Origin of the sequence: Paenibacillus sp. 2TAB26, from assembly GCF_052115145.1 — a bacterium.
GTDB lineage: Bacteria > Bacillota > Bacilli > Paenibacillales > Paenibacillaceae > Pristimantibacillus.
This window is the reverse complement of sequence record NZ_JBFRGC010000024.1, coordinates 94,381-113,241: the sequence shown is the minus strand read 5'-3', so window position 1 is coordinate 113,241 and position 18,861 is coordinate 94,381. Positions and strand designations below refer to the sequence as shown.

Below are 18,861 nucleotides of genomic sequence, written 5' to 3'. Positions count from 1 at the left end.
GTTTTATAGGATTGAAGATAAAAAAGCCTCCATTCGCCAATCTTCTGGCATTATAAAGACGATCCAGCAAACAATGCTAATTCCCCAACACAACCCCGACAATAACCGTTCACCGGTGCCTCCATTATCAAAAAGCCGTAAAGCCACATGTATTTTTTTTGAGATTAGAGAGCCAATCCCCTCACGTCCAAATAGATCACCGATCAGATGCGCCCACCAGCCCACGATAAGCCCCATGCTAATGGCCTGCACCATCCATAGATCGCTTTGCTGCCCAAAAGAAAAGGCTCCAATACTTAAGGCTAGCGCAAACTCTGGCGTATGAATGATCCCCCGATGCTTCACCATGGGAAGAATAAGTAATGCCCCGCCTGCAAAAGCTGTGATCCAGTGCCAATCATACATGGCATATGCCGCAAGTAATAAGGCTCCTACGCCAAGCAATACCAGGCTACGCAGCTTCGCAAGCAATAAGCATAAAACGCCTGCAGCAGCCCAAAGCGGTGCACTCATTGCCCATACGTTGTCTAGGTCGAGTCCAAGTCTAGGGAGTCCCCATATGGCAGCCGCGATTAACAAAAGTAGCAAACCAAGTGATTGAGCCATTCTTCGGTTTTGTGTAGAGAGCTGAATGAGGTTACTAGCCGTACTGGTCTTATGATCTAAATCCGGTGCCAGGCTCCCTACCGCAACAGCTAAAATGTAGACTATGGGCGATGCCATATGTCCGTCCATTTGTGGCAAGAGTGAAAGCAGGCCCGATCCAACGGCCACACCTAGTGCCACATGTCCTGCTTTGTTCATTGTTTTCACCCCCTCTCTCGATTTTTTCACATAAAAAAACGATTCACCCAGGTATGGTGAATCGCTTATTTTACTGCTTGAAGTGGTTGAGAGCTGATTGTTTTCCCTTCAATAACACGGCTTGGCATGCCTAGGTAATAGCCCTGGACGTACCGGACACCACAGGTATGAAGCAATTGCAATTGCTCCTCTGATTCCACACCTTCGATAATGAGCTTAGTATGCAAGAGCTCACATAACTCTAGCATGTATCTTATGATAAGAGGCACTTGAGGTTCAGCATATGCCGCTATAAACGCCTTGTCTAGTTTGATCCATGATGGTCGAAATGTCGTAGACAGCAGCCGATCTAAGTTGGCATTTCGTTTGCCAAAGTCATCATAGGCCATGGTATATCCTTTCAAGGCCAATTGCTGCAGCTGCCTTTTTATACGCGCACTGTAGATCGTGCTCTCCATGATTTCCAGTACCAGTTGATTGGCAAGGCCTTCAGGTAATGACACGCCTGCTAATAACGTTTTAGGATGTACATTTAAAAATAGCAATTGCTGCGGTTGGAGCCTTGGTAAAGCTTCCGCGATAGCTGTATGCATGAGCTCACGATCAAAACGTGCGATTTGTCCAGCATAACGTTTGAAGAGCTCAGCTGGACTCTCTCCCCTAGATCCACTCACAAAGCTCTCATACCCAATAACCTCCTGTCCTCGCGAAATATCCACTATGGGTTGGTAACGTAAGATATAGCTCACTCATTTCCCTCCTAACGCTTTATAAATCGTCCAAAGAAACCTGCTGGCTTTCGTGTAGTGATATTTAGAATCCGCTCGATCACCTGCTCTGCTTCTTCCGACAACTGGTAGGGATCGCAAGTTGGTAAGGACATGACATGTCTTCCAGCCAAGGTTTCCGCTATTTCATCCCTGGCATCTTCCGAAGCCATAGGCAATACGACTCGCCACTTTTCTTGTGGCTTATGAATATGTTTGCGGCAAAGCTGCACCAGCTCACGTTGCCGCCAGCTGCTACCGGACCCGACCAAGACCGGAATCGTTGCCCGAAAGAAAAGACTCGTATGTTCACTCGTATTAATATTGCCCAGATCAACGATTAAATAGCGAAATTGCTCAGCGTAAGACTCTACCCAATCCATGTCTACTGTGCTTTTAAAGTAAGTCACTTTATCCATTTCAAAGCGTGGCTTAGTATTGACTACCCCATTGTGATTAAAAGCAAGAAATTCGAAACAGGGGTTGCGACCAGCCTCCCAAATGGCCACTTTACCATCGCCCTGTTTAGCTAGGTAGTTCGCAAGCGCAAAAGATAGATGTGTACTTCCAGCCCCATCAAAAGCCCCTGCTACGGCAATTAGTATGGTTGGTTGATCATACGTTTGCGATACTACCTTTTCTTGGCTATCCGCTAATTGTGTCTCCGGCAGCGGAGCATCGAGCGTAAGATTCAAATGTCTCTCCCAATTGGTTTCTGGCCAAACCCAAGCAATCCCTTGCGAGGTCCAGTGACGTGCATGTTGATGAGAATGCTCTTTGACCACAATAGCAATGGGGATATTGGGTGCGAACAAACTCAAACGTTCAATCAATCCAGCATGCTCCTCCGGCATGACAATAAGGGTAACCGTCATTTTTAGGAGCATGCCTTCCATTTCTTTTTGATCATTACATACATGCAGCCGGTACGCTGGCGGCGGTATCTCTTTTACTTCTAAATTGTAAATCAAGACATGCAATCCTCTGTCACCTCCATAAACGAGTAAAAGCCGCCAGCTCATGTCTGACGGCCTTTCGCTTCTCATTTTTCTACTCTTTCAGTATATCTAATTTTCTCATTGTCATCGTTTGCATTTCGTATGCAAAAAGTATGATATTTAAAGAAAACATGGATTGATGTAGCTTTATAATAAAGTTTAATAATTTTAAAGCTACTTTTTTCGTTAAGGAGACCAAATATTTTTAAAATAAGTTTTGATAAAAACTGAACTTTACGACGAAAGGTTTCCATCAGGCATCCCTTTTGTTCTTCAACTATCGTTTCCCGTTAGTTCAATCATCAGTAGCAAATAGCTTTAGGAAGTCGTGCTAACTAATGCTGAACTTTGCAATTTTCTCGTCCAGTATCGCCTTCTGTCGCAAATGGTGCCTGCTATGCATGCCAACCATCTCAAACCAATCACGCGCGTTCAGCCACCCAAACCAACCATGACGCACCTTGCAAGCCGGATTCGCCTCATTTACGCAACTCGCCCAGTATGCCAATTTCTCTAGTACTTGCTCCAAGCCAACTTTGATTTCATCCTTGCTACTGGGGTTTCTTGTCGCGTTGGGTGGTTGCTCAAGCTTCACACGGATATTGGGCCACTCTTTTTGGGCAAACGCCTTCGTTCCGTCTTCGGTCTTGCCTTTAGGCTCTACGTGCTTTGCCTTGATACAGGATTCAATATGCCCAATGTACTCTTCCGCCACTTCGATCACGTGAATATACATTTACCCGATCGACCATACGTTTTCATTGCATTTAAACCTCAACTGCTCCATCGAATACCTGTCCAAATTCCACATATATTGCTCGATAATAGTAGAAGAATCGTTCAACATCCTGATCCTCTCCCGCTAATCTCAATTAATTACAGCACCTGCGCAATCTCCCACACATGCCCGTCCGGATCGGCAAAACAAGCCGTCCGCCGCCCCCAGGGGCGCGTTACCGGTCCATTCAATAGCTTAACACCACGAATTACAAGCTCATCGCATACCTGATCAACATCGGGTACTTGGATCGTGAACTGAAACCGAGCGCCATCACCATTATGACCTACTCGTACCGGCTCAATTAACTCGCGGGCATTTGTTTGATTTAACAGATTAATGCTTGTATTGCCATAATCGAACACCGCACAATTTTCATCTTCATACATGATCGCAAGTTTAAACGACTCTTGATAGAATATCTTCGACCGTTTCAAATCTTCCACAAATAATGTGATTTCGGTAATTTTGTTTGTCCATTCAGTTGTCGCCATCCGTAATCAACCTCTTTTCCATTTTTCAGCAATTTTATTTACGAATTGCCGTCTCCCATTCTTTTTCCATCCTGAGTCGAGTTAATTATAGGATACCTCAATATAATAGAACAAGTGTTCCGTACAGTAAACGAATTCTTTTGAATAATTTTCTATATTATTCTGCCCGTTAGTTTAGAACGTGTGGATTACTCAACTGTGCTCCTCAATCAATGAGATTTTCCTTCCTTAATCTCGAAAACTCCGTCGCATAATACGCCATGGCGATGGCCGGTAAGGCGATTCCGATCAGCAGTGCCGCCTCCCAGCCCCCCGTTGCGTATGCCCATCCCCCTGCCGCTGAGCCCATAGCGCCCCCTAAAAAGAAAATGGCCATATACAAACCGTTAAGCCTACTGCGAAATTCCGCTCCTAAAGAGAAAATCACCCGCTGCCCGAGAACCATGTTGGCGGTAACCCCCATGTCAAGTAAAATCGCCGCAACTACGAGGATGGGGACTGCGAGTGCAGAACTTGTTGGAACGAGCAAGGGAAGCAGCCCGGAAAAGATGACGATGGCCAATGCCCATCCCGTAGCCGGGCGAACCCATCCACGGTCTGCCATACGGCCCGCCGCTGGCGCCACAATTGCCCCCATTACCCCGACTAATGCGAACAGAGCGACCTCATTCTGAGTGAAATGGAACGGCGGACTTGTCAATACCAACGGAACTGTAGTCCAAAACAAACTGAACGTTCCGAATACACAAGCATGATAAATTGCCCTCCGGCGCAATGCCGGTGTCGCCTTCAGCAGATGCAGCATGGAGTACAGCAGCGCCGGGTAAGCTTTAGTGGTCGAAGGCTTCCTTGCGGGTAGTGCCTTTGCCAATACAAGAGCCAGCGCGAAAATCAATGCTGCGGAGATGAAATATATGGCGCGCCAGCCCATATACTCCGYCACCAAGCTTGAAATGGGACGCGCGAGCATAATCCCCAGAAGTAGCCCGCTCATGACGTTGCCCACATTGCGACCGCGCTCGGCTTCAGGCGAAAGATGAGCCGCATACGGTACAAGGATTTGTGCTGCTACGGAACCTACTCCGATCACGAGTGAGGCGGTGAGGAACAGGATGGCGCTTTTGATTACAGCGGCAATTGTCAAAACGGCAGCTGTAAGGAGCAATGATGAAAGGATCAACTTACGATTTTCCAAGATGTCTCCCAACGGTACGATAAATAACAAGCCAATCCCGTAGCCGACTTGAGTCAACGTAACGATGAGTGCCGCAGCCCCGGAAGAGAGCCCGATGGTCGAACCGATTGAGCCTATCAATGGTTGAGCATAATAAAGATTTGCCGCTATGATACCGCAAGCGGCTGCCAGGATAAAAATCAGCGATGGCGAAACCGGTTTTTCCGTTGGAATGGAAGCTGAATGCATAGAAAGTCCCCTTTGCTCACCAGAAATTTTCTGGAACAATCGTTCCGGAATGCGCAAAAAAATGTCTTATATCATTTCCATCACCATGTCTATCATCTGCTGCATCTTGATGCGGTCACCCTGCACCTTCGCAACGATATTTATACTATGATTCAGGTTTGAGAGCAGATAAGATAAAGTCTTGATATCTTTCTCAGGCATGATTTCTCCCGTCTCCTGACCTTTGCGCAGCAGCTCGTAGAAGGATTTCTCCAACTCGTAAAACCGCTCCCGGATCAACGCATTCAGTTGCTCATCTGGCGAATCCATGCCGACTGCCGCATTAGTAATGAGACAGCCCTTCGGCGACTCGCCGTCCAAGGCGGAATCGATGTGTATCTCGAAGTACTGCCGGATTCCCGATTTTGCGGATGTCGCATTGACGAGGATGTCCCGTTTGGCTTGCTTCCACTTCTTGTACCAGTTGATCGCCTCGATATAAAGCGTTTGTTTGTCTCCGAACGTTTCGTACAGACTTGATCTGCTAAGATTCATAGCTTCCAGCAAATCGGGAATGCTTGCCGCTTCGTAGCCCTTCTTCCAAAAAACGAGCATCGCTTTATGAAGCACCGCTTCTTTATCAAACTCTTTGTAGCGTCCCATGGTTCTCCCTCCGTTTCCGTAGGTACAGTATATTCTTTTTCGGAATGATCAGTCCAGTATTTTCTGCAGATATGAAAGTTAGCTCAGACTGGGATAAGATGGAATACAGACTTTTATGTGAAATTAGTGGACCTCTGCTATTCGTGAGAAACCTGCATCGTACCGAGGGAGTTTAATGAAGCACCATTTTTGTAATCTACACCGAAATTTTATCGATCTTTGTTCCAAATTATCAAAACTTGTTTTAAGTCTACGATTGATGATGAAAACGTTTATAACCTTTAACGATTACAAGATTAAACGATTACGATTTAACGCACCTTAACAACAGCGCAGCATTTACGAGACTTTGCCGAATAAAAACGAACCTATTTTTATTTTACCGAATATAAACCGACTATTTCTAAAAAACAGCTTATAAAAACGGAAAATTTTTAAATAATAGAGTTTAACTTTCTTGTTTTTGCATACCTAAATTCCACTGGCTAGTTCAACGCTTTTTTTATCTGTTTATTTTCGAAAATGCTCTTACAAAAAATTCATCATTCAAAACTGTCATTACTTGGGTGAGAAATCATGTGTTAAGGACGATTACAGAAAATGATTAGGTGAGTTTTATTGCGAGAATGAATAGTTTTGAAGGGAACGATAACGGATTGGGAAATGCGAAAGAGCCCTTATCCTAGAGTCTAGGGCTGAGGGCTAAGCTTGCATTGTTTTTAAATATGTAGCGAGGCAAAAATCCTGCGGCGGATCAGGTATAGGCTTCCATGTAGGAAGTTTGTCCATTTCCCAAGCCATCCATTGCATCAATGACTCTGAGGATTCGCCTTCACGCATACGATAACCGGCATCCATAATCATATCCTTAAAGGCGGTAGGATCGATGCGCTTGGCCAGTGCCATCGTCCGGAATGTATGTAGATCCACATTCAACTCCAGCTCTTCAGCAGCCAAGGTCGACAACTTATAGTCTAGTGTATTAAACGCGCCTGGTAGGGCATGCTGTTGTTCCAGTGTTAGTAAAGCGCGGCGGCATAACTTTCTAAATCCTGGCTTCATAAAACCATTCAGCTTGAGTACAAAATCTTCTCGCTTGCGTTCCTTCACAAATCTTATGATACCTGTCTCTTTGGTAATGGCCAGTAGTGCAGCTGCCCCTTTATCTCGCATTTCAAGTCGTATGCGATCTATTGCCTTCTCTGGATGCTCACCATCCATATCAAAGCTTTCTTTAATGCGAGCCATAACGTATCGCAGTACACTTTGGCTTTTATCCTTCAGCATCGCAGCAAGCTGCAGCAAACCTTGTCCATTTTGCCAATCCAGGATTGATTCACAACCAATAGCCACTAAATAGCCCTTTATTTGGGCAATCAAGCGGCGGTAGCTTTTTTTGGCAGGAAAAATAGAGCGATAATGCATGCCGGTGATATGCCTTGGCATGAGTGCCGCATTCACCTGAAATACTGCTTTTGGTTCACCGAATAAGTTACGTTCCACTCGTGCAATTGAAAACAATGCCTGACCATCTATAACCATAGTTGATCCCAGCTGCTCTAATACCTTCCGAATATGACTGTTATCCTCACGATGTATGAGCTGCCCAAGCTTAGAGAAATTAAGCTGCAGCAATTTACGTCTCTCATCTCCTTGTTGGCCACAACCATAGATATAAAGCTTCTGAACCGCTATAGACAGCGATGTAAAAGCCTTTCTCGTTACTAGTGAAGGCAGCAAAATAAATCGCCCTAACTGACCGTCAGGCTCTAAATACGAGGGCAGGCTAATGGATAGCGTACCCATATACTTTTCTTTTGTTTCAAGTATGAGCTTATGCAAAACAAATTTATGATAGGATGCATAAAACTGATCTTTGTTTACGGGGACTTCAAAGAGTTCCTTCAGCTTTAAGTAGATAATATGACGATTGATGTACGTGGAAATACCTACTGTCTGAATGCCTACCTGAAGCGTCATTGCAAGCTGCAAATCTGCTTTAGTGAGATGATGCATGAGTCTTGCTCGTCCACTCGGAGAACGAAACGTCTGACGTGCTTCGAATCCTTCTTCAATAGCAAATAAAGCTTGTAAAAAACGGTAGCTGAACTTAATAGGTGTGTTAGTTTGAAGTGGCTGGATGATTGATTTATGTTCGTTCAGCATAGGTTTTCTCCTTTCTTGATGAGGTGATTCTATATAATTTTCAAACTGGTAGCTATTTTACATAAGGCATTGTGCTTTAGCTGAAAATATTTTTGACGGTTATAACGCATTTGTTCCAGCAACTCATAATCATATGGTTTGTACCGAACTAAATAGCGTTTTTCTATTAATTCACTTTGCTCCGATGATAAACGGGATAATGCTCGGTCCATCTCTTCTATTTCAATGTCTAGATCTGCAATTTCCTGTGCCTTGCTTGTCATCCGCTGTTCTTTTCGAATGTACTCCGCCTCGATAGGACTTGCAGGGCCACCGCCACCGCTCATGCCACTGTAGGAAGCGGTCATGGCTGGCAAAGCTAGTTGAGATTGCATAGTTTCTAAATCGAGCTCTAATTTGCGTTTGCGCTTTGTATTTAAAAAATACTGTTCAAGCAGCTCCTCCACGAGAGGAACATATTCTTCTTTTTTAGTCTGTGGTATGTTTAGCTCCACCTGCTCTGCTCCCGCATAGAAATCGTCAAAGCCGTTACCCGAGTCTGCCATATACGTCGCAATGAGTGAACTTTCTTGAACCAGCTCAGGTGTGAGCGTAGTCCTCAATTGTTTTTTAAGTTGGCCATAACGTACAGTAAGCCAGGATAAAGGAATAGATGCGATATTTTGTTCGGTTACTGATATTTTTCTCCGCATGATCGTCGTTCTCTCCTTTCGCTTAACAGGGACAACATATAGGTCATCTAAAGGTAATAAGGTTTGTTCAAATTGTTGGCTACAATAATCGCAGTAATAAAGTCCCTCGTCTATTGGATGGCATAGTCTATCGCAATGTATGCAAATCAAGATTTGTCACTCCCTCCGTTGTTGGTTGCCATCTTCAGGCGAGGTAACCAATCTCCTCGCGACGCCTGTTAAAGCCAGGCGTTTCGGCTCTTGTGTACATTATTAAGCGTAACGTTTTTTAATATCATCCCAATGATCCGCTACCTTCCGTAGTGTCGCTTTTGCTTCTTTCGCATGAGCAGCTGCTGCATTAAAACGCTTAATATCCAAAAACTCAGATACATTCGTCTCTTTGATTTGTTCCATAACCTGTGGATCAAGCGCATCCAATTCCCAGCATTCATAACCAAACTCCGATATATAGCTCGTAGCTCGCGTGTCTGTAAGCTTAGTTGGGTTGGGAGGCGGTAGATATTGTTCAATTTGATCCATATTTAAAGCTACTCGTCGCACTAATGGAAAGGATTCAAATATATTTAATCGCGCTTCGATATCGCGGGTCATGTCAATTCCACTAGGATCATGATCTCCCAAATGGATAATTACCGTTTCTTTACCTTCATCTTATTTTCGGACTAGCCGCTGTGCTGCGACCCACATTTCCGTTTGGCTTACATAACCACGACATGAGAAGTATGAAATATCTAATTGATCGCAAATCGTACCAACCACACCAACGAGGGCATCTTTCTCAACCCAAACCTCGACATGATAGTCCTGGTCGACCCATTTATCATAAGCAAAGCTACTTGCTGCGGAGTACATAATATCCCCTGGTGTATTCCAATGGCTATTCCCTTTCAAATTTCGTGTTCGATCCTCTATCGCATCCCAATCAATCAGACCTGAGATTCGAGCATCCGATACGAGCGTTCCCAAATTTTTATAGCTGCGCTCAGTATTCGGTATGATATCTCGTGCGACCAGTTGATAATAAACTTGTCTAAGTGACAACGAGTATCCTCTAGAGATATATTCATCAATAATTCCGTTGACCTTGTGAATCAGTGCTAAGTTTTCACGACGAAATTTAATTTCCCGATTACAGATTTTCATAATATCCTCCCATCCTTATTAAATCCTGCAGAATTTCTAGAATAAGTGCTACTGGCCAACCGGTTAGTGGTAGAGAGTAATTGACGAATCAATTTCCTCTCTCCCTCAACAGATTGCAAAAGATTCTGCAAATCTACTTTCAAGTCATGAATTTGCTCAAATGCATCAACCTGCAAGCTATTTTGCATGCGAGGTTTCACCTCTATGACAATGCCCTCTATAAATCCATTTCCCATCAACTTTGGCTATCGTGGCGTAAGTAGCCCTTCCCCCAACGTGGCTATGAGGTTCACCGATTTGGACGAGAGAAGAAGTCCAGGATGCTGGAGGTAACACGTTCAAAAAATAATCGTAAAACTCCTCATCAACCTCATCACCAATTTTCAAGAAATCATCCATATTGCCCTTCCAATCCTCATACTTCTTCATAGAAATCCCCTCACTTTGCTTGTAATTTCAACCTACCATTATCAAGTGAGAGYGGTTATCTTCTCACGACGCCTGGAACGAGCGTTTCGGCTAAATCAAATGCTTCGTATTTTCTTAGATAACGATTACGATAGTAATCAATAAGGCCCTTTCTCTTAAGATACTCATATTTTGATCGAATCACTGACTCCGTGCGACCTAAGCCAAAAGCCAAAGTTCGATTTTTATCGATCCCATAAAACATACATAAATATTCCAAATCTTCATTTGAGAATTTTAATCCGTGATTCAAATGAAAGTCAGGATGATATGTCATCCGATAATGTTTGTCATATGTAATGCCATCGATAAGATCCATTTCTGAATTAGATTTTAACTTAGCAACCCCCATCCATTTTGCCTCCAATCTAGCCTGCCATCTTCAGGCGAGGAATGGCTATTTACCTCGCGACGCCCCATGCTGGGCGTTTCGGCTATGTCATAATAAAAAATCCTTGGTTGATTTTCTCCAACTCTTCATCCGTTGCCAGCTGCACGATATAAGCTTTTTCAGCCAGATATAGTACGATTTTTTCTCCTTCAACAAGCTGTTTTAAATCTTGTTGATAAGGGAAACCAGTAGCTTCCATCTGCCTTACCTCCTCTCCTTTTGCATCGCTAAATTAATAAGCTCGTCCAGTTCCTGACTCGCCTTTACCACATCTGGATGTACGAGATTATTGTTATTTTGATTAGCTGCTAATTGCATCATGAGTCGCTTTTGCTCAATGATTTTATCAAGCCCATCCCTCTGCACATCCATCCCTCCTTTTAAACGATTTTATGGTTCATGCCTGCCACCGTGTTGATAAAACGGCTTTAAAATCCGTATTCCAAATCACTTTCTACAATGAGCTGATTTATCGAATCACTACTAATTTGTTTCATGGCCGTTTTAGATTCTTTGTCTTCTGGCTCTTCTTGACTCGATTTATTGCAGCCGCTGATAAGAAGCTGCTTTATTTCCTTCAATTCATCCATTACTTTGCTGCAGGAGCATGTCCCCGTTGACGTACCGATACGTCCAATCTCCTGTTTAACTTGCTGTGCTACCCATTCAGATAATTCACGACTTGTAGATAAATGCTCCAAAAAGTCATGTACATCATCCGTAAATTTCAATGCGCTGACATTGTATTGATTTCGGCGTGTCATTCTGAATTAGCGATCCTTACGCTAACTGGAATGTTGCGTTTTAAATAATTTTTCGCAACGATCTCTGAAGCATAAATATTCAATTTGCGTGAATCTTCAGGAAATATATGATACAGCTTAGCTACTTTCTCGCCCAGTTGTTTACATAAGTAATCCATCATGTATTTGCGAAGTGCTTGATTTACACCACCAATGTGAACGTAATACACTAGATCCCCTTGCCTAAAATTGAAACTTTGTAATGACTTCTGCATGGCAACAGCTGCAAAATCATTTAGTACCGGCTCAATATCCTCTGTCAGAGGGAACTCTGCATGAGATACTGGATCCTTATATAAAAAAATTTGAGATTCAATGTGTGAGAGGATAAAGGATTCCAGAGACCGAACGTCCTGAAAATAATCCATAAGCTTGTCCGTTCTTAATTTCTCCAATACCGCTAAATAACTTTGATCCGTTGATGATACAAAGTCATCTGACTTTTGAGCTCCGTTTAGATCAGGCTGCAGCTTACATAAATCTTGACTTTGACCTCCAATATCATCTATGACCGTAAATGCTTCCTTGTACCTCTTAGCATCCTCCTTTATATTGCCTTCAAGATCGAGTTTCAGAGCATGTCGCGCATTTTCTCCTTCTATGCGGCACTCAGCATAATTCACTTTAATCGTTAGTTTACGACTAAATCCTGGAGTAATAAGTTCGAAAGAGGTTTCTACTTGAAAACGATCTGCCATCGTTGCTAATTTTTCTTTAAAACTATTTCCTTTCTTAACCAGCCAAACTGGTAATAACGTGCCAAAATACTCAATCGATATGGTATCTTGATTCAGCTCTGGGCATTTAAATGCATGATATAATGCTAATCCAGCAAGCCAAGTAACCCATACCGTCTCAGATTTTGTTTTATCATGTAATTTATAGATATGAGCATTACCTAAGAGCTCCGCCTGTGCTCGTTTTCCAACCATGAAGAACAGATCACCCGACTTGACAACAAGTTGTTCTCCAAGGGAATCAGCAGGAATGGTCTGTGCAAATAACCCCTCTACAGCCTCTGACGAAATTTCTTTAATAGATGAAGGCATCTCAAAATAATGACCATCAATCAYGAATTGGCCAAGTGAGTTACCAAAGTCGGTAACCATACGTTGAATATTCAATTGTAATTCCTCCTATTAGTTATTTCGTATTCACTGATAGATTCACTTCTAAGATTTGTTTTGTATAATTTTCTCTTGTTTCTTTATGTTAGAGTAATTCTTCAATGCTTTAGCGACTAGTTTTAAAAATTCGTCTTCATAACTTTCAAGTGCTTTCAACGGTATTCTCCTTTCTACGAAGTTTCTGATTTATTTGAAGGAAAAAACAAAAAGGAAAATTTGAGGTTAAATTATGAAATATTCATTGCGGTAAGTACAGGGGAAAGTGTAAAATTGTAGGTGTCTAGGCAACAATCATACTTTTTCCCTGAGAAGATGGTCGACTCGTAATCGATCATCTTTTCTTTTCGATTTGAAATATGACTATATATCGCAATTGAATCGATAAATAATTCAGGATCAGTCACTTATATTGTTTCAAAACGAAACATTTTTAATCAAAAAAAAGCGTCCAATCAAATTTTAAAGCACCAGCTATTTTCTTAGCTGTATCAACGCTTGGAGAACGCAGACCATTCTCAATATTCGTGTAATTACTCCTACTGACTCCAGCACGATCAGCAACTGTTTCTTGACGTTCCAGACCTCTTAGTTGAATGAGCCATTCACGATTGGATTCTTTCATTTCGTCACCCCCTTATAAAATGTTTCGTAACGAAACCTTTATTGTGTTCATTATATGTTTCGTAACGAAACTTGTCAATGATTTTGTTTCTTATTGAAATGATTTCGTATATGTTTCAATAAGAAACGTTATAATAGTCTTGAGGTGATTAATATTTCAGAATTAATGGGTAAAAGAATTGAACAAGAACGAATTCGAAATGATTGGACTCAAGAAATAGTAGCTAACAAACTTGGTGTAGCTAGATCAACATATGCTAACTATGAAGCCGGTAAACGTGAACCTAGTTTAGAGAACATTAAACTATTGGCAGATATTTTCGATGTAACTACCGATTATTTAATAGGTCATTCAGACATTAGAAATTTATTTGATAAGAATAATATTGAGAGAATTAATCTAACTGATGACAAAAAAGTCGAGTTGTATAAACTTCTTGAGAAAATGAACAAAGAACAAGTCGATCATATCCTTAAAACTGTTCAGTTTATTATTAAAAATTAATTCTTTTTGATCTCTTCTAAAAAATCAACTAGTATGTACATATTCGGATCTACCTTTAAGTGTTTAACTAATATCTCAAACTCTTCATTTGACATAGCTCCTATTAGTTTTACTATTTCATCTATTTCCAAATCCATCCCACCATCCCACTCTAGATGCTATTATATTTACCATTAAGATTGAGCAACTTTAACGGTTGCTCTATTTATGTTTCTATCATGACACTTTGTTGCAGCTCACTTCACAAATTTTTAATTTGAAGATTGTTCATCTTTTTCCATATCATTCAGATAAATCAATAGTAAAATATACGCAAGTTTCAGTCAACAGTTAAATAATTATGATGTTGACTTTTTGGTGAAACTTTTATTAAAATACAGATTATAAACATGTGAGGTGAAATGATGACTTATCATCAAATGCTTAAAAGCTATATTGCTCAATCGGGTCTTACATTGCATGATATCTCAAAGGAATTAACAAATTTCGGTTTCAATATTAGTAAAGGATACATCAGTCAATTACAAAATGGTAAGACAGATAGACCTGCAACAGATGATTTAACTAGAGCTTTAGCTAAAGTTACAGGAGGAAACATTGAACAACTACTAACAGCTTCTTTTCTTGAACGCGCTCCTGAAGAAATAAAATTGAAATTTATACGCTTGAGTACTATGATTTCTGAAGATAATATTCAAGAAACAAACAAGCAGTTCATAGAACTCCCTGTTTATGAAAGTTTTTCAGGAAAGCACCGTTCAAAACGAATATTAGAAACTCAATATATAGATATTTCTAATGTGTTAGACAATGAAGTCTTTGCCGTCAGTGTACAAGGAAATACTATGACTGAAGACTTTATTAATGAAGGTGATATAGTTATTTGTACTGCTACAGAAGAAATAAGTTATAACGATATTGCATTAGTGTCAATTAATAATACTAATGCCAACATTTATCGAGTTCTTTTTCAAGATAATTTGTGTATGCTCATTCCATCAAATAAAAAAATGCAACCATTACTTGTATCTAGTTGTGAAGTGATCATTCTAGGGAAAGTAATTGAACTCAGGAAGAGATATTGATAAAGGTAACAAGGAGGTTATTAGGTTGGTTGTAAAAAATAGAATTGAAAATAATACGTATCAACAAGATGATCAAATAGAAGCAATAGGCTATATAAGACAAAGTGATGAACGCGATGATAAAGAAGATATATCAGAACAAACTCAATTAACAAAAATTAAACAATTCTGTGATATTAACAATTGGAAACTTGTAGATGTCTTCAAAGACATCGATTATTCTGGTTTTCGAATCAGCTACCTTAAAAGACCAGGCATTATGAAATCACTGGAATACATAAAATCTCATAAACGTGTTCGAAAATTTGTAATCTTTAATCTCTCCCGCTTAACACGTAGGAAAAAAGATTTTCTACTTATACATGAATCTTTATCCAAATTAGATGTAGATATCTGTTCCACTGCTGAACTATTAGATTTCAGTTCACCAACAGGAAGATTAGTTGCTAATATACTTGTTAATTTCAATGAATATTATAGTGATAATCTTAGTGATGTTACTAGTGATAACAAAAAAACAAATGCAGAAAAAGGACGTTGGAATGGTGGACCTGCCCCATTTGGTTTAATAAAGAAAGAAGGTGTTTTTAAAGCTGATGGATTAGATGCAGAAGCAGTCATACACTCATTTAAAATGGCAAAAGAGGGAAAAGGACCTTACATTATCTCAARATGGCTAAAAAGTGCTTCAGTAACCACAAAAACAAATGTCGAATGGACACCACGAAGAGTACGTTATATGTTAACTAATCCAACCTATGCTGCTATGCAAAATTGGAAGGGAGTTTTATATCCACTAATAGGCTATGATGCTTTAGTAAGCTTGGATGATTATACATATGTTCAGAGTACGTTGTTTGGTCGAGAAAACTTTTGGAGAGGTAGAGAGCGACAATTATTATCTTCAATCCTACAGTGTCCAATGTGTAGTGGCAAAATGTATTCAAGACAAACAGGAAGCAAGAAAACACGAAGATATGTATGTAGTAATAAAAATGAACATGGAAATTGTAATAGTCCAGTGATTGACCTCCCTTCACTCAATGATGCAGTTCTAAAAAGAATTGTTGATATCAGTAATGGTAGGTACAGTAAAGAACAAATATCGAGCAAATTAGTTGACGATATAGATGAGACAACAAATGTTCTTCAACAATTACAAAATGAATATAACAGTTTAGAAAAGGCAATTCAGGATGTTTTTGATGATTTCTATATCTATAAAAAACTCAGTGAGCAACATTATAATGATTTAATGAAGCGGTACGAAAACAGGCAAAAAGAAATTAATAAAAAACTTGAAAAAATGCCTATACCAAAAACCAATAATAAATATGGGAATTTTGATGACCTTCTTAGTGAACTTGCAATCGCATTTGAACTCGGACTAGATTCACGTGATAAACGTATCATGACAGAACTTATTATAGAAAAAATAATTCCAAACAGAACCACACAAATTCACTTTAGATGGGGTGAAATACAAGAGATTAACTACACAAAATCATCTTACAAGAATAATGAGGTTCTATTTTTTTAAAAAAAAAACCACTCCGAGGAGTGGTCCGCTTTCATTATGAAAGCTACAGGATTTGGATAGGAGTGGAGAGAAACCATACTGTACCTTTATTATATGTATACGCTTCCATTTTGTCAATAAGCGTTTTCATTTTGTTCGAAATAAATTGTAAACGCTTTTTTTAATCAAAAATGACGAACACCCGATTAAAGGTGTACGTCATAGCCTTTAGCAGTAAGTACGATTACAGCCTGATCCAAATACTCTTGACTTCGGAATGAAAGTCTTAGAACGCCCGGCACGTCTTCTCTGCTCTCAATAATATGAATGTTGCTCAGGTTGATAAGGCTGTTCCCAAGCTCACTTGTGATTTTACCGATAATACCAGGATGATCTGGAATATCGACATAACAGTCGAATGCAGAATGAATCATGCCTTTGCGGCGCTCAGGCATTTTGCTGCGGAATTGACCTGCTGTTTCAAAAGCTTCAGCAATCGCATCCCCATCTGAACTCTCCAGCATAGACACAAATTTATCCGTTTCCTTGCTCCAATCGCGCAGCAGCTCAAGCAAAACCTTGCGATTATTAATTAATATATCACGCCAAATAATCGAATCGCTTGATGCTATCCGTGTAATATCGCGGAAGCCCCCTGCTGCTAACGATTCATATAGCATATTATTTTCGTTATATCCGCGAACCTGATTCACAAGTGACACGGCAATGATATGCGGCAAATGGCTTATCGCGCCTGCTATCTCATCGTGCTCTTTCGCATCAACTTTTACGATATTCGCTTTCGTATGGCTGAGTAAATCAACTAGACGCTCCACTGCTTCCTCAGGCGTATTCTCATCAGGTGTCAGCACATAGAAGGCGTTCTCGTATAGATGCGATGAAGCCGCTTCAACTCCTGTACGCTCAGAGCCAGCCATCGGATGCCCGCCAATAAAAGTAGCTTGACCAAAATCAAGTGATTTTGCACATGCCATAACAGAAGCCTTCGTGCTCCCAGCATCTGTAATGATACAGCCGGGTTTTAATTTAAACGCACTGAGCTTCTCGATATACTTCTCAATGTTGCCGACCGGTACACAAACGAATATAAAATCTGCTTGCTCGGCCGCTTCTTGCATTGAAGTCGTTGCAAAATCAACCACACCCCGCTGCATGTACTTCTCTACCTGCGAGGGGCGGTTTGAATGTCCGATTACTGTAATATTTGGTTTTCCTTTAAAACAAAGGGCGATCGAACCACCGATCAGCCCTACTCCAAAAATCGCTACAGTCGTCATAACTTTATCCTTGCACCGCCGATTCTTGCAAAACCTGTTCTAGTGCTGTAATAAACTTTTCATTTTGCTCACTTGTACCAACTGTAATCCGAATATGATTCGGGTAGTAAGTCCAGCGCGGTCTTGAAATAATTCCTCTGCGCAGCAAACCGTCGAATACTTCAGGTGATGGACGCTTCACATCTACCATTACGAAGTTGCCGTATGCAGGGAAGTAAGATAAGCCAAGGCGATCAAATTGCTCCGACAAATAAGCAAGACCTTGTTTATTTTGGTCACGACAATATTCAATAAATGCTTTGTCAGCAAGTGCTGCTTTCGCTGCAGCTTGTGCCGCTCGCGATGTGTTGAATGGTTCACGTACCTGATTAGTATAACGAATGACATCAGGATGCCCAACGCCATAACCAATCCGTAATGCAGCTAGGCCAAAAATTTTCGAAAAAGTTCTCAGCACGATTAAATTGCGGTGCTCGCGCAGCAATTGTATTCCGTCTGGAAACTGCGGGTCATCGATGTATTCCCCGTAGGCTTCATCAAGTACAACAAGCACGTTCGTTGGCACCTGCTGCAAAAACTCAGAAAGCTCAGGCAGTGTGACAATAGTACCCGTTGGGTTGTTCGGATTGCAAATCCAAATGATTTTAGTTCGCTCAGTAATCTTAGACAGCATTGCAGGCAAATCATGCTTGCCTTCTTTTAGAGGAACCTCTATGATCGTTGCATTCTCAATTTCTGCATTATGCTTGTATTGCGGGAAAGTTTCGTCCGCCATAATCGTTTCGTCGCCAGGAACGATAAACGCTCTATTAATCATAAGAATAATTTCACTGGAGCCCGTGCCAAAAATAATTTGGTTCGTATCTACGCCAAGCTCTTCCGCAAGTGCAGCCGTTAGTTCAACGCTCGCACCATCTGGATAAATATTAAAATTGCCTAATTCTTCAATGACTGCTGCTTTAACTTGTTCAGAACAGCCAAACGGATTTTCATTAGATGCAAGTTTGATGACTTCTTTTAACCCTAGCTCCCTCTTAACATCTTCAACCGGCTTTCCGGGTTGATAGACGGGAAGGTGGACGATATTACTTTTGGGCTGCATGAGCCGTTCACCTCTTTTATAATTGACTAGTC

At 41.0% G+C, this 18,861-nt stretch carries 24 protein-coding genes; 3 read left to right on the top strand and 21 right to left on the bottom strand.

From position 1 onward, the window contains the following. Positions 1 to 3: 3 nt before the first annotated feature. From AB4Z50_RS25870 to AB4Z50_RS25785, 18 genes are all read right to left on the bottom strand, one after another. Entirely contained in the window at positions 4 to 804 is an 801-nt protein-coding gene (locus AB4Z50_RS25870; protein ID WP_441883454.1) for a metal-dependent hydrolase, read from the bottom strand. Between the two features lie 65 nt (positions 805 to 869). Next, on the bottom strand, positions 870 to 1,553 hold the full coding sequence (locus tag AB4Z50_RS25865) for an EAL domain-containing protein (RefSeq protein ID WP_441883452.1): 684 nt from the start codon (positions 1,551 to 1,553) through the stop codon (positions 870 to 872). 11 nt (positions 1,554 to 1,564) lie between these two features. After that, positions 1,565 to 2,617 carry a hypothetical protein gene (locus tag AB4Z50_RS25860; RefSeq protein WP_441883450.1) on the bottom strand — a complete coding sequence of 351 codons (1,053 nt, stop codon included), beginning with the start codon at positions 2,615 to 2,617 and terminating at the stop codon, positions 1,565 to 1,567. 283 nt (positions 2,618 to 2,900) lie between these two features. After that, the gene (locus tag AB4Z50_RS25855; RefSeq protein ID WP_441883448.1) at positions 2,901 to 3,305 is read right to left on the bottom strand and encodes a DinB family protein; all 405 of its coding nucleotides are present in this window, start codon (positions 3,303 to 3,305) and stop codon (positions 2,901 to 2,903) included. Between the two features lie 140 nt (positions 3,306 to 3,445). Then, positions 3,446 to 3,841, bottom strand: coding sequence for a VOC family protein (locus tag AB4Z50_RS25850; RefSeq protein WP_441883446.1), 396 nt, complete (start codon positions 3,839 to 3,841; stop codon positions 3,446 to 3,448). A 205-nt stretch (positions 3,842 to 4,046) separates the two neighbouring features. Beyond that, the gene (locus tag AB4Z50_RS25845) at positions 4,047 to 5,264 is read right to left on the bottom strand and encodes an MFS transporter (RefSeq protein WP_441883532.1); all 1,218 of its coding nucleotides are present in this window, start codon (positions 5,262 to 5,264) and stop codon (positions 4,047 to 4,049) included. Between the two features lie 66 nt (positions 5,265 to 5,330). Beyond that, positions 5,331 to 5,906 carry a TetR/AcrR family transcriptional regulator gene (locus tag AB4Z50_RS25840; protein WP_441883444.1) on the bottom strand — a complete coding sequence of 192 codons (576 nt, stop codon included), beginning with the start codon at positions 5,904 to 5,906 and terminating at the stop codon, positions 5,331 to 5,333. Positions 5,907 to 6,608: 702 nt separating this feature from the next. Then, the gene (locus AB4Z50_RS25835; protein WP_441883442.1) at positions 6,609 to 8,072 is read right to left on the bottom strand and encodes a hypothetical protein; all 1,464 of its coding nucleotides are present in this window, start codon (positions 8,070 to 8,072) and stop codon (positions 6,609 to 6,611) included. A gap of 29 nt (positions 8,073 to 8,101) precedes the next feature. Next, the gene (locus tag AB4Z50_RS25830; protein ID WP_441883441.1) at positions 8,102 to 8,764 is read right to left on the bottom strand and encodes a hypothetical protein; all 663 of its coding nucleotides are present in this window, start codon (positions 8,762 to 8,764) and stop codon (positions 8,102 to 8,104) included. Positions 8,765 to 9,016: 252 nt separating this feature from the next. Next, positions 9,017 to 9,358, bottom strand: a complete 342-nt coding sequence (locus AB4Z50_RS25825) for a hypothetical protein (RefSeq protein WP_441883439.1) — start codon at positions 9,356 to 9,358, stop codon at positions 9,017 to 9,019. A 60-nt stretch (positions 9,359 to 9,418) separates the two neighbouring features. Next, positions 9,419 to 9,910 (bottom strand): hypothetical protein, encoded by a 492-nt coding sequence (locus AB4Z50_RS25820; RefSeq protein WP_441883437.1) that lies wholly within the window; start codon positions 9,908 to 9,910, stop codon positions 9,419 to 9,421. Positions 9,911 to 10,087: 177 nt separating this feature from the next. Further along, on the bottom strand, positions 10,088 to 10,339 hold the full coding sequence (locus tag AB4Z50_RS25815; protein WP_441883435.1) for a hypothetical protein: 252 nt from the start codon (positions 10,337 to 10,339) through the stop codon (positions 10,088 to 10,090). A gap of 55 nt (positions 10,340 to 10,394) precedes the next feature. Beyond that, the gene (locus tag AB4Z50_RS25810) at positions 10,395 to 10,730 is read right to left on the bottom strand and encodes a hypothetical protein (protein ID WP_441883433.1); all 336 of its coding nucleotides are present in this window, start codon (positions 10,728 to 10,730) and stop codon (positions 10,395 to 10,397) included. 82 nt (positions 10,731 to 10,812) lie between these two features. Further along, the gene (locus AB4Z50_RS25805) at positions 10,813 to 10,968 is read right to left on the bottom strand and encodes a hypothetical protein (protein ID WP_441883431.1); all 156 of its coding nucleotides are present in this window, start codon (positions 10,966 to 10,968) and stop codon (positions 10,813 to 10,815) included. Between the two features lie 5 nt (positions 10,969 to 10,973). Beyond that, the gene (locus tag AB4Z50_RS25800; protein WP_441883429.1) at positions 10,974 to 11,135 is read right to left on the bottom strand and encodes an aspartyl-phosphate phosphatase Spo0E family protein; all 162 of its coding nucleotides are present in this window, start codon (positions 11,133 to 11,135) and stop codon (positions 10,974 to 10,976) included. Between the two features lie 62 nt (positions 11,136 to 11,197). After that, positions 11,198 to 11,533 (bottom strand): hypothetical protein, encoded by a 336-nt coding sequence (locus AB4Z50_RS25795; RefSeq protein WP_441883427.1) that lies wholly within the window; start codon positions 11,531 to 11,533, stop codon positions 11,198 to 11,200. Next, positions 11,530 to 12,696 carry an Alp7A family actin-like protein gene (locus tag AB4Z50_RS25790; protein WP_441883425.1) on the bottom strand — a complete coding sequence of 389 codons (1,167 nt, stop codon included), beginning with the start codon at positions 12,694 to 12,696 and terminating at the stop codon, positions 11,530 to 11,532. Before AB4Z50_RS25790 ends, AB4Z50_RS25795 begins: the two co-directional genes overlap by 4 nt. A 433-nt stretch (positions 12,697 to 13,129) precedes the next feature. Continuing rightward, a complete protein-coding gene (locus AB4Z50_RS25785; protein WP_441883423.1) occupies positions 13,130 to 13,321 on the bottom strand; it encodes a helix-turn-helix transcriptional regulator in 192 nt (63 codons plus the stop codon). Between the two features lie 165 nt (positions 13,322 to 13,486). On the opposite strand from AB4Z50_RS25785, the gene AB4Z50_RS25780 reads away from it, so the two are divergent. Next, the gene (locus tag AB4Z50_RS25780; RefSeq protein ID WP_441883421.1) at positions 13,487 to 13,825 is read left to right on the top strand and encodes a helix-turn-helix domain-containing protein; all 339 of its coding nucleotides are present in this window, start codon (positions 13,487 to 13,489) and stop codon (positions 13,823 to 13,825) included. Here AB4Z50_RS25780 and AB4Z50_RS25775 read toward each other — a convergent pair. Further along, complete coding sequence (locus AB4Z50_RS25775) at positions 13,822 to 13,956, bottom strand: hypothetical protein (RefSeq protein WP_441883419.1); 135 nt, start codon at positions 13,954 to 13,956, stop codon at positions 13,822 to 13,824. The genes AB4Z50_RS25780 and AB4Z50_RS25775 overlap by 4 nt on opposite strands. Before the next feature lie 273 nt (positions 13,957 to 14,229). Between AB4Z50_RS25775 and AB4Z50_RS25770 the strand changes: the two genes are divergently transcribed. Together AB4Z50_RS25770 and AB4Z50_RS25765 are read left to right on the top strand one after the other, a co-directional pair. Next, a complete protein-coding gene (locus tag AB4Z50_RS25770) occupies positions 14,230 to 14,910 on the top strand; it encodes a LexA family transcriptional regulator (protein ID WP_441883417.1) in 681 nt (226 codons plus the stop codon). 25 nt (positions 14,911 to 14,935) lie between these two features. Next, positions 14,936 to 16,450: a recombinase family protein gene (locus AB4Z50_RS25765; protein WP_441883415.1), complete on the top strand. Its 1,515-nt coding sequence runs from the start codon at positions 14,936 to 14,938 to the stop codon at positions 16,448 to 16,450. Between the two features lie 185 nt (positions 16,451 to 16,635). Here AB4Z50_RS25765 and AB4Z50_RS25760 read toward each other — a convergent pair whose 3' ends face one another. Together AB4Z50_RS25760 and hisC are read right to left on the bottom strand one after the other, a co-directional pair. Continuing rightward, a complete protein-coding gene (locus AB4Z50_RS25760) occupies positions 16,636 to 17,727 on the bottom strand; it encodes a prephenate dehydrogenase (protein WP_441883413.1) in 1,092 nt (363 codons plus the stop codon). Between the two features lie 4 nt (positions 17,728 to 17,731). Further along, on the bottom strand, positions 17,732 to 18,829 hold the full coding sequence (gene hisC, locus AB4Z50_RS25755; RefSeq protein ID WP_441883411.1) for a histidinol-phosphate transaminase: 1,098 nt from the start codon (positions 18,827 to 18,829) through the stop codon (positions 17,732 to 17,734). Positions 18,830 to 18,861 lie beyond the last annotated feature (32 nt).

Excerpts from the sequence above, each read along its gene's own strand:
- AB4Z50_RS25785 (WP_441883423.1), bottom strand. The coding sequence starts at position 13,321 with ATGAAAGAATCCAATCGTGAATGGCTCATTCAACTAAGAGGTCTGGAA.
- AB4Z50_RS25840 (WP_441883444.1), bottom strand. The coding sequence starts at position 5,906 with ATGGGACGCTACAAAGAGTTTGATAAAGAAGCGGTGCTTCATAAAGCG.
- AB4Z50_RS25805 (WP_441883431.1), bottom strand. The coding sequence starts at position 10,968 with ATGGAAGCTACTGGTTTCCCTTATCAACAAGATTTAAAACAGCTTGTT.
- AB4Z50_RS25835 (WP_441883442.1), bottom strand. The coding sequence starts at position 8,072 with ATGCTGAACGAACATAAATCAATCATCCAGCCACTTCAAACTAACACA.
- AB4Z50_RS25810 (WP_441883433.1), bottom strand. The coding sequence starts at position 10,730 with ATGGGGGTTGCTAAGTTAAAATCTAATTCAGAAATGGATCTTATCGAT.
- AB4Z50_RS25860 (WP_441883450.1), bottom strand. The coding sequence starts at position 2,617 with ATGAGAAGCGAAAGGCCGTCAGACATGAGCTGGCGGCTTTTACTCGTT.
- AB4Z50_RS25820 (WP_441883437.1), bottom strand. The coding sequence starts at position 9,910 with ATGAAAATCTGTAATCGGGAAATTAAATTTCGTCGTGAAAACTTAGCA.
- AB4Z50_RS25795 (WP_441883427.1), bottom strand. The coding sequence starts at position 11,533 with ATGACACGCCGAAATCAATACAATGTCAGCGCATTGAAATTTACGGAT.
- AB4Z50_RS25825 (WP_441883439.1), bottom strand. The coding sequence starts at position 9,358 with ATGACCCGCGATATCGAAGCGCGATTAAATATATTTGAATCCTTTCCA.
- AB4Z50_RS25870 (WP_441883454.1), bottom strand. The coding sequence starts at position 804 with ATGAACAAAGCAGGACATGTGGCACTAGGTGTGGCCGTTGGATCGGGC.
- AB4Z50_RS25850 (WP_441883446.1), bottom strand. The coding sequence starts at position 3,841 with ATGGCGACAACTGAATGGACAAACAAAATTACCGAAATCACATTATTT.
- AB4Z50_RS25770 (WP_441883417.1), top strand. The coding sequence starts at position 14,230 with ATGACTTATCATCAAATGCTTAAAAGCTATATTGCTCAATCGGGTCTT.
- AB4Z50_RS25760 (WP_441883413.1), bottom strand. The coding sequence starts at position 17,727 with ATGACGACTGTAGCGATTTTTGGAGTAGGGCTGATCGGTGGTTCGATC.
- AB4Z50_RS25815 (WP_441883435.1), bottom strand. The coding sequence starts at position 10,339 with ATGAAGAAGTATGAGGATTGGAAGGGCAATATGGATGATTTCTTGAAA.
- hisC (WP_441883411.1), bottom strand. The coding sequence starts at position 18,829 with ATGCAGCCCAAAAGTAATATCGTCCACCTTCCCGTCTATCAACCCGGA.
- AB4Z50_RS25855 (WP_441883448.1), bottom strand. The coding sequence starts at position 3,305 with ATGTATATTCACGTGATCGAAGTGGCGGAAGAGTACATTGGGCATATT.
- AB4Z50_RS25780 (WP_441883421.1), top strand. The coding sequence starts at position 13,487 with ATGGGTAAAAGAATTGAACAAGAACGAATTCGAAATGATTGGACTCAA.
- AB4Z50_RS25830 (WP_441883441.1), bottom strand. The coding sequence starts at position 8,764 with ATGCGGAGAAAAATATCAGTAACCGAACAAAATATCGCATCTATTCCT.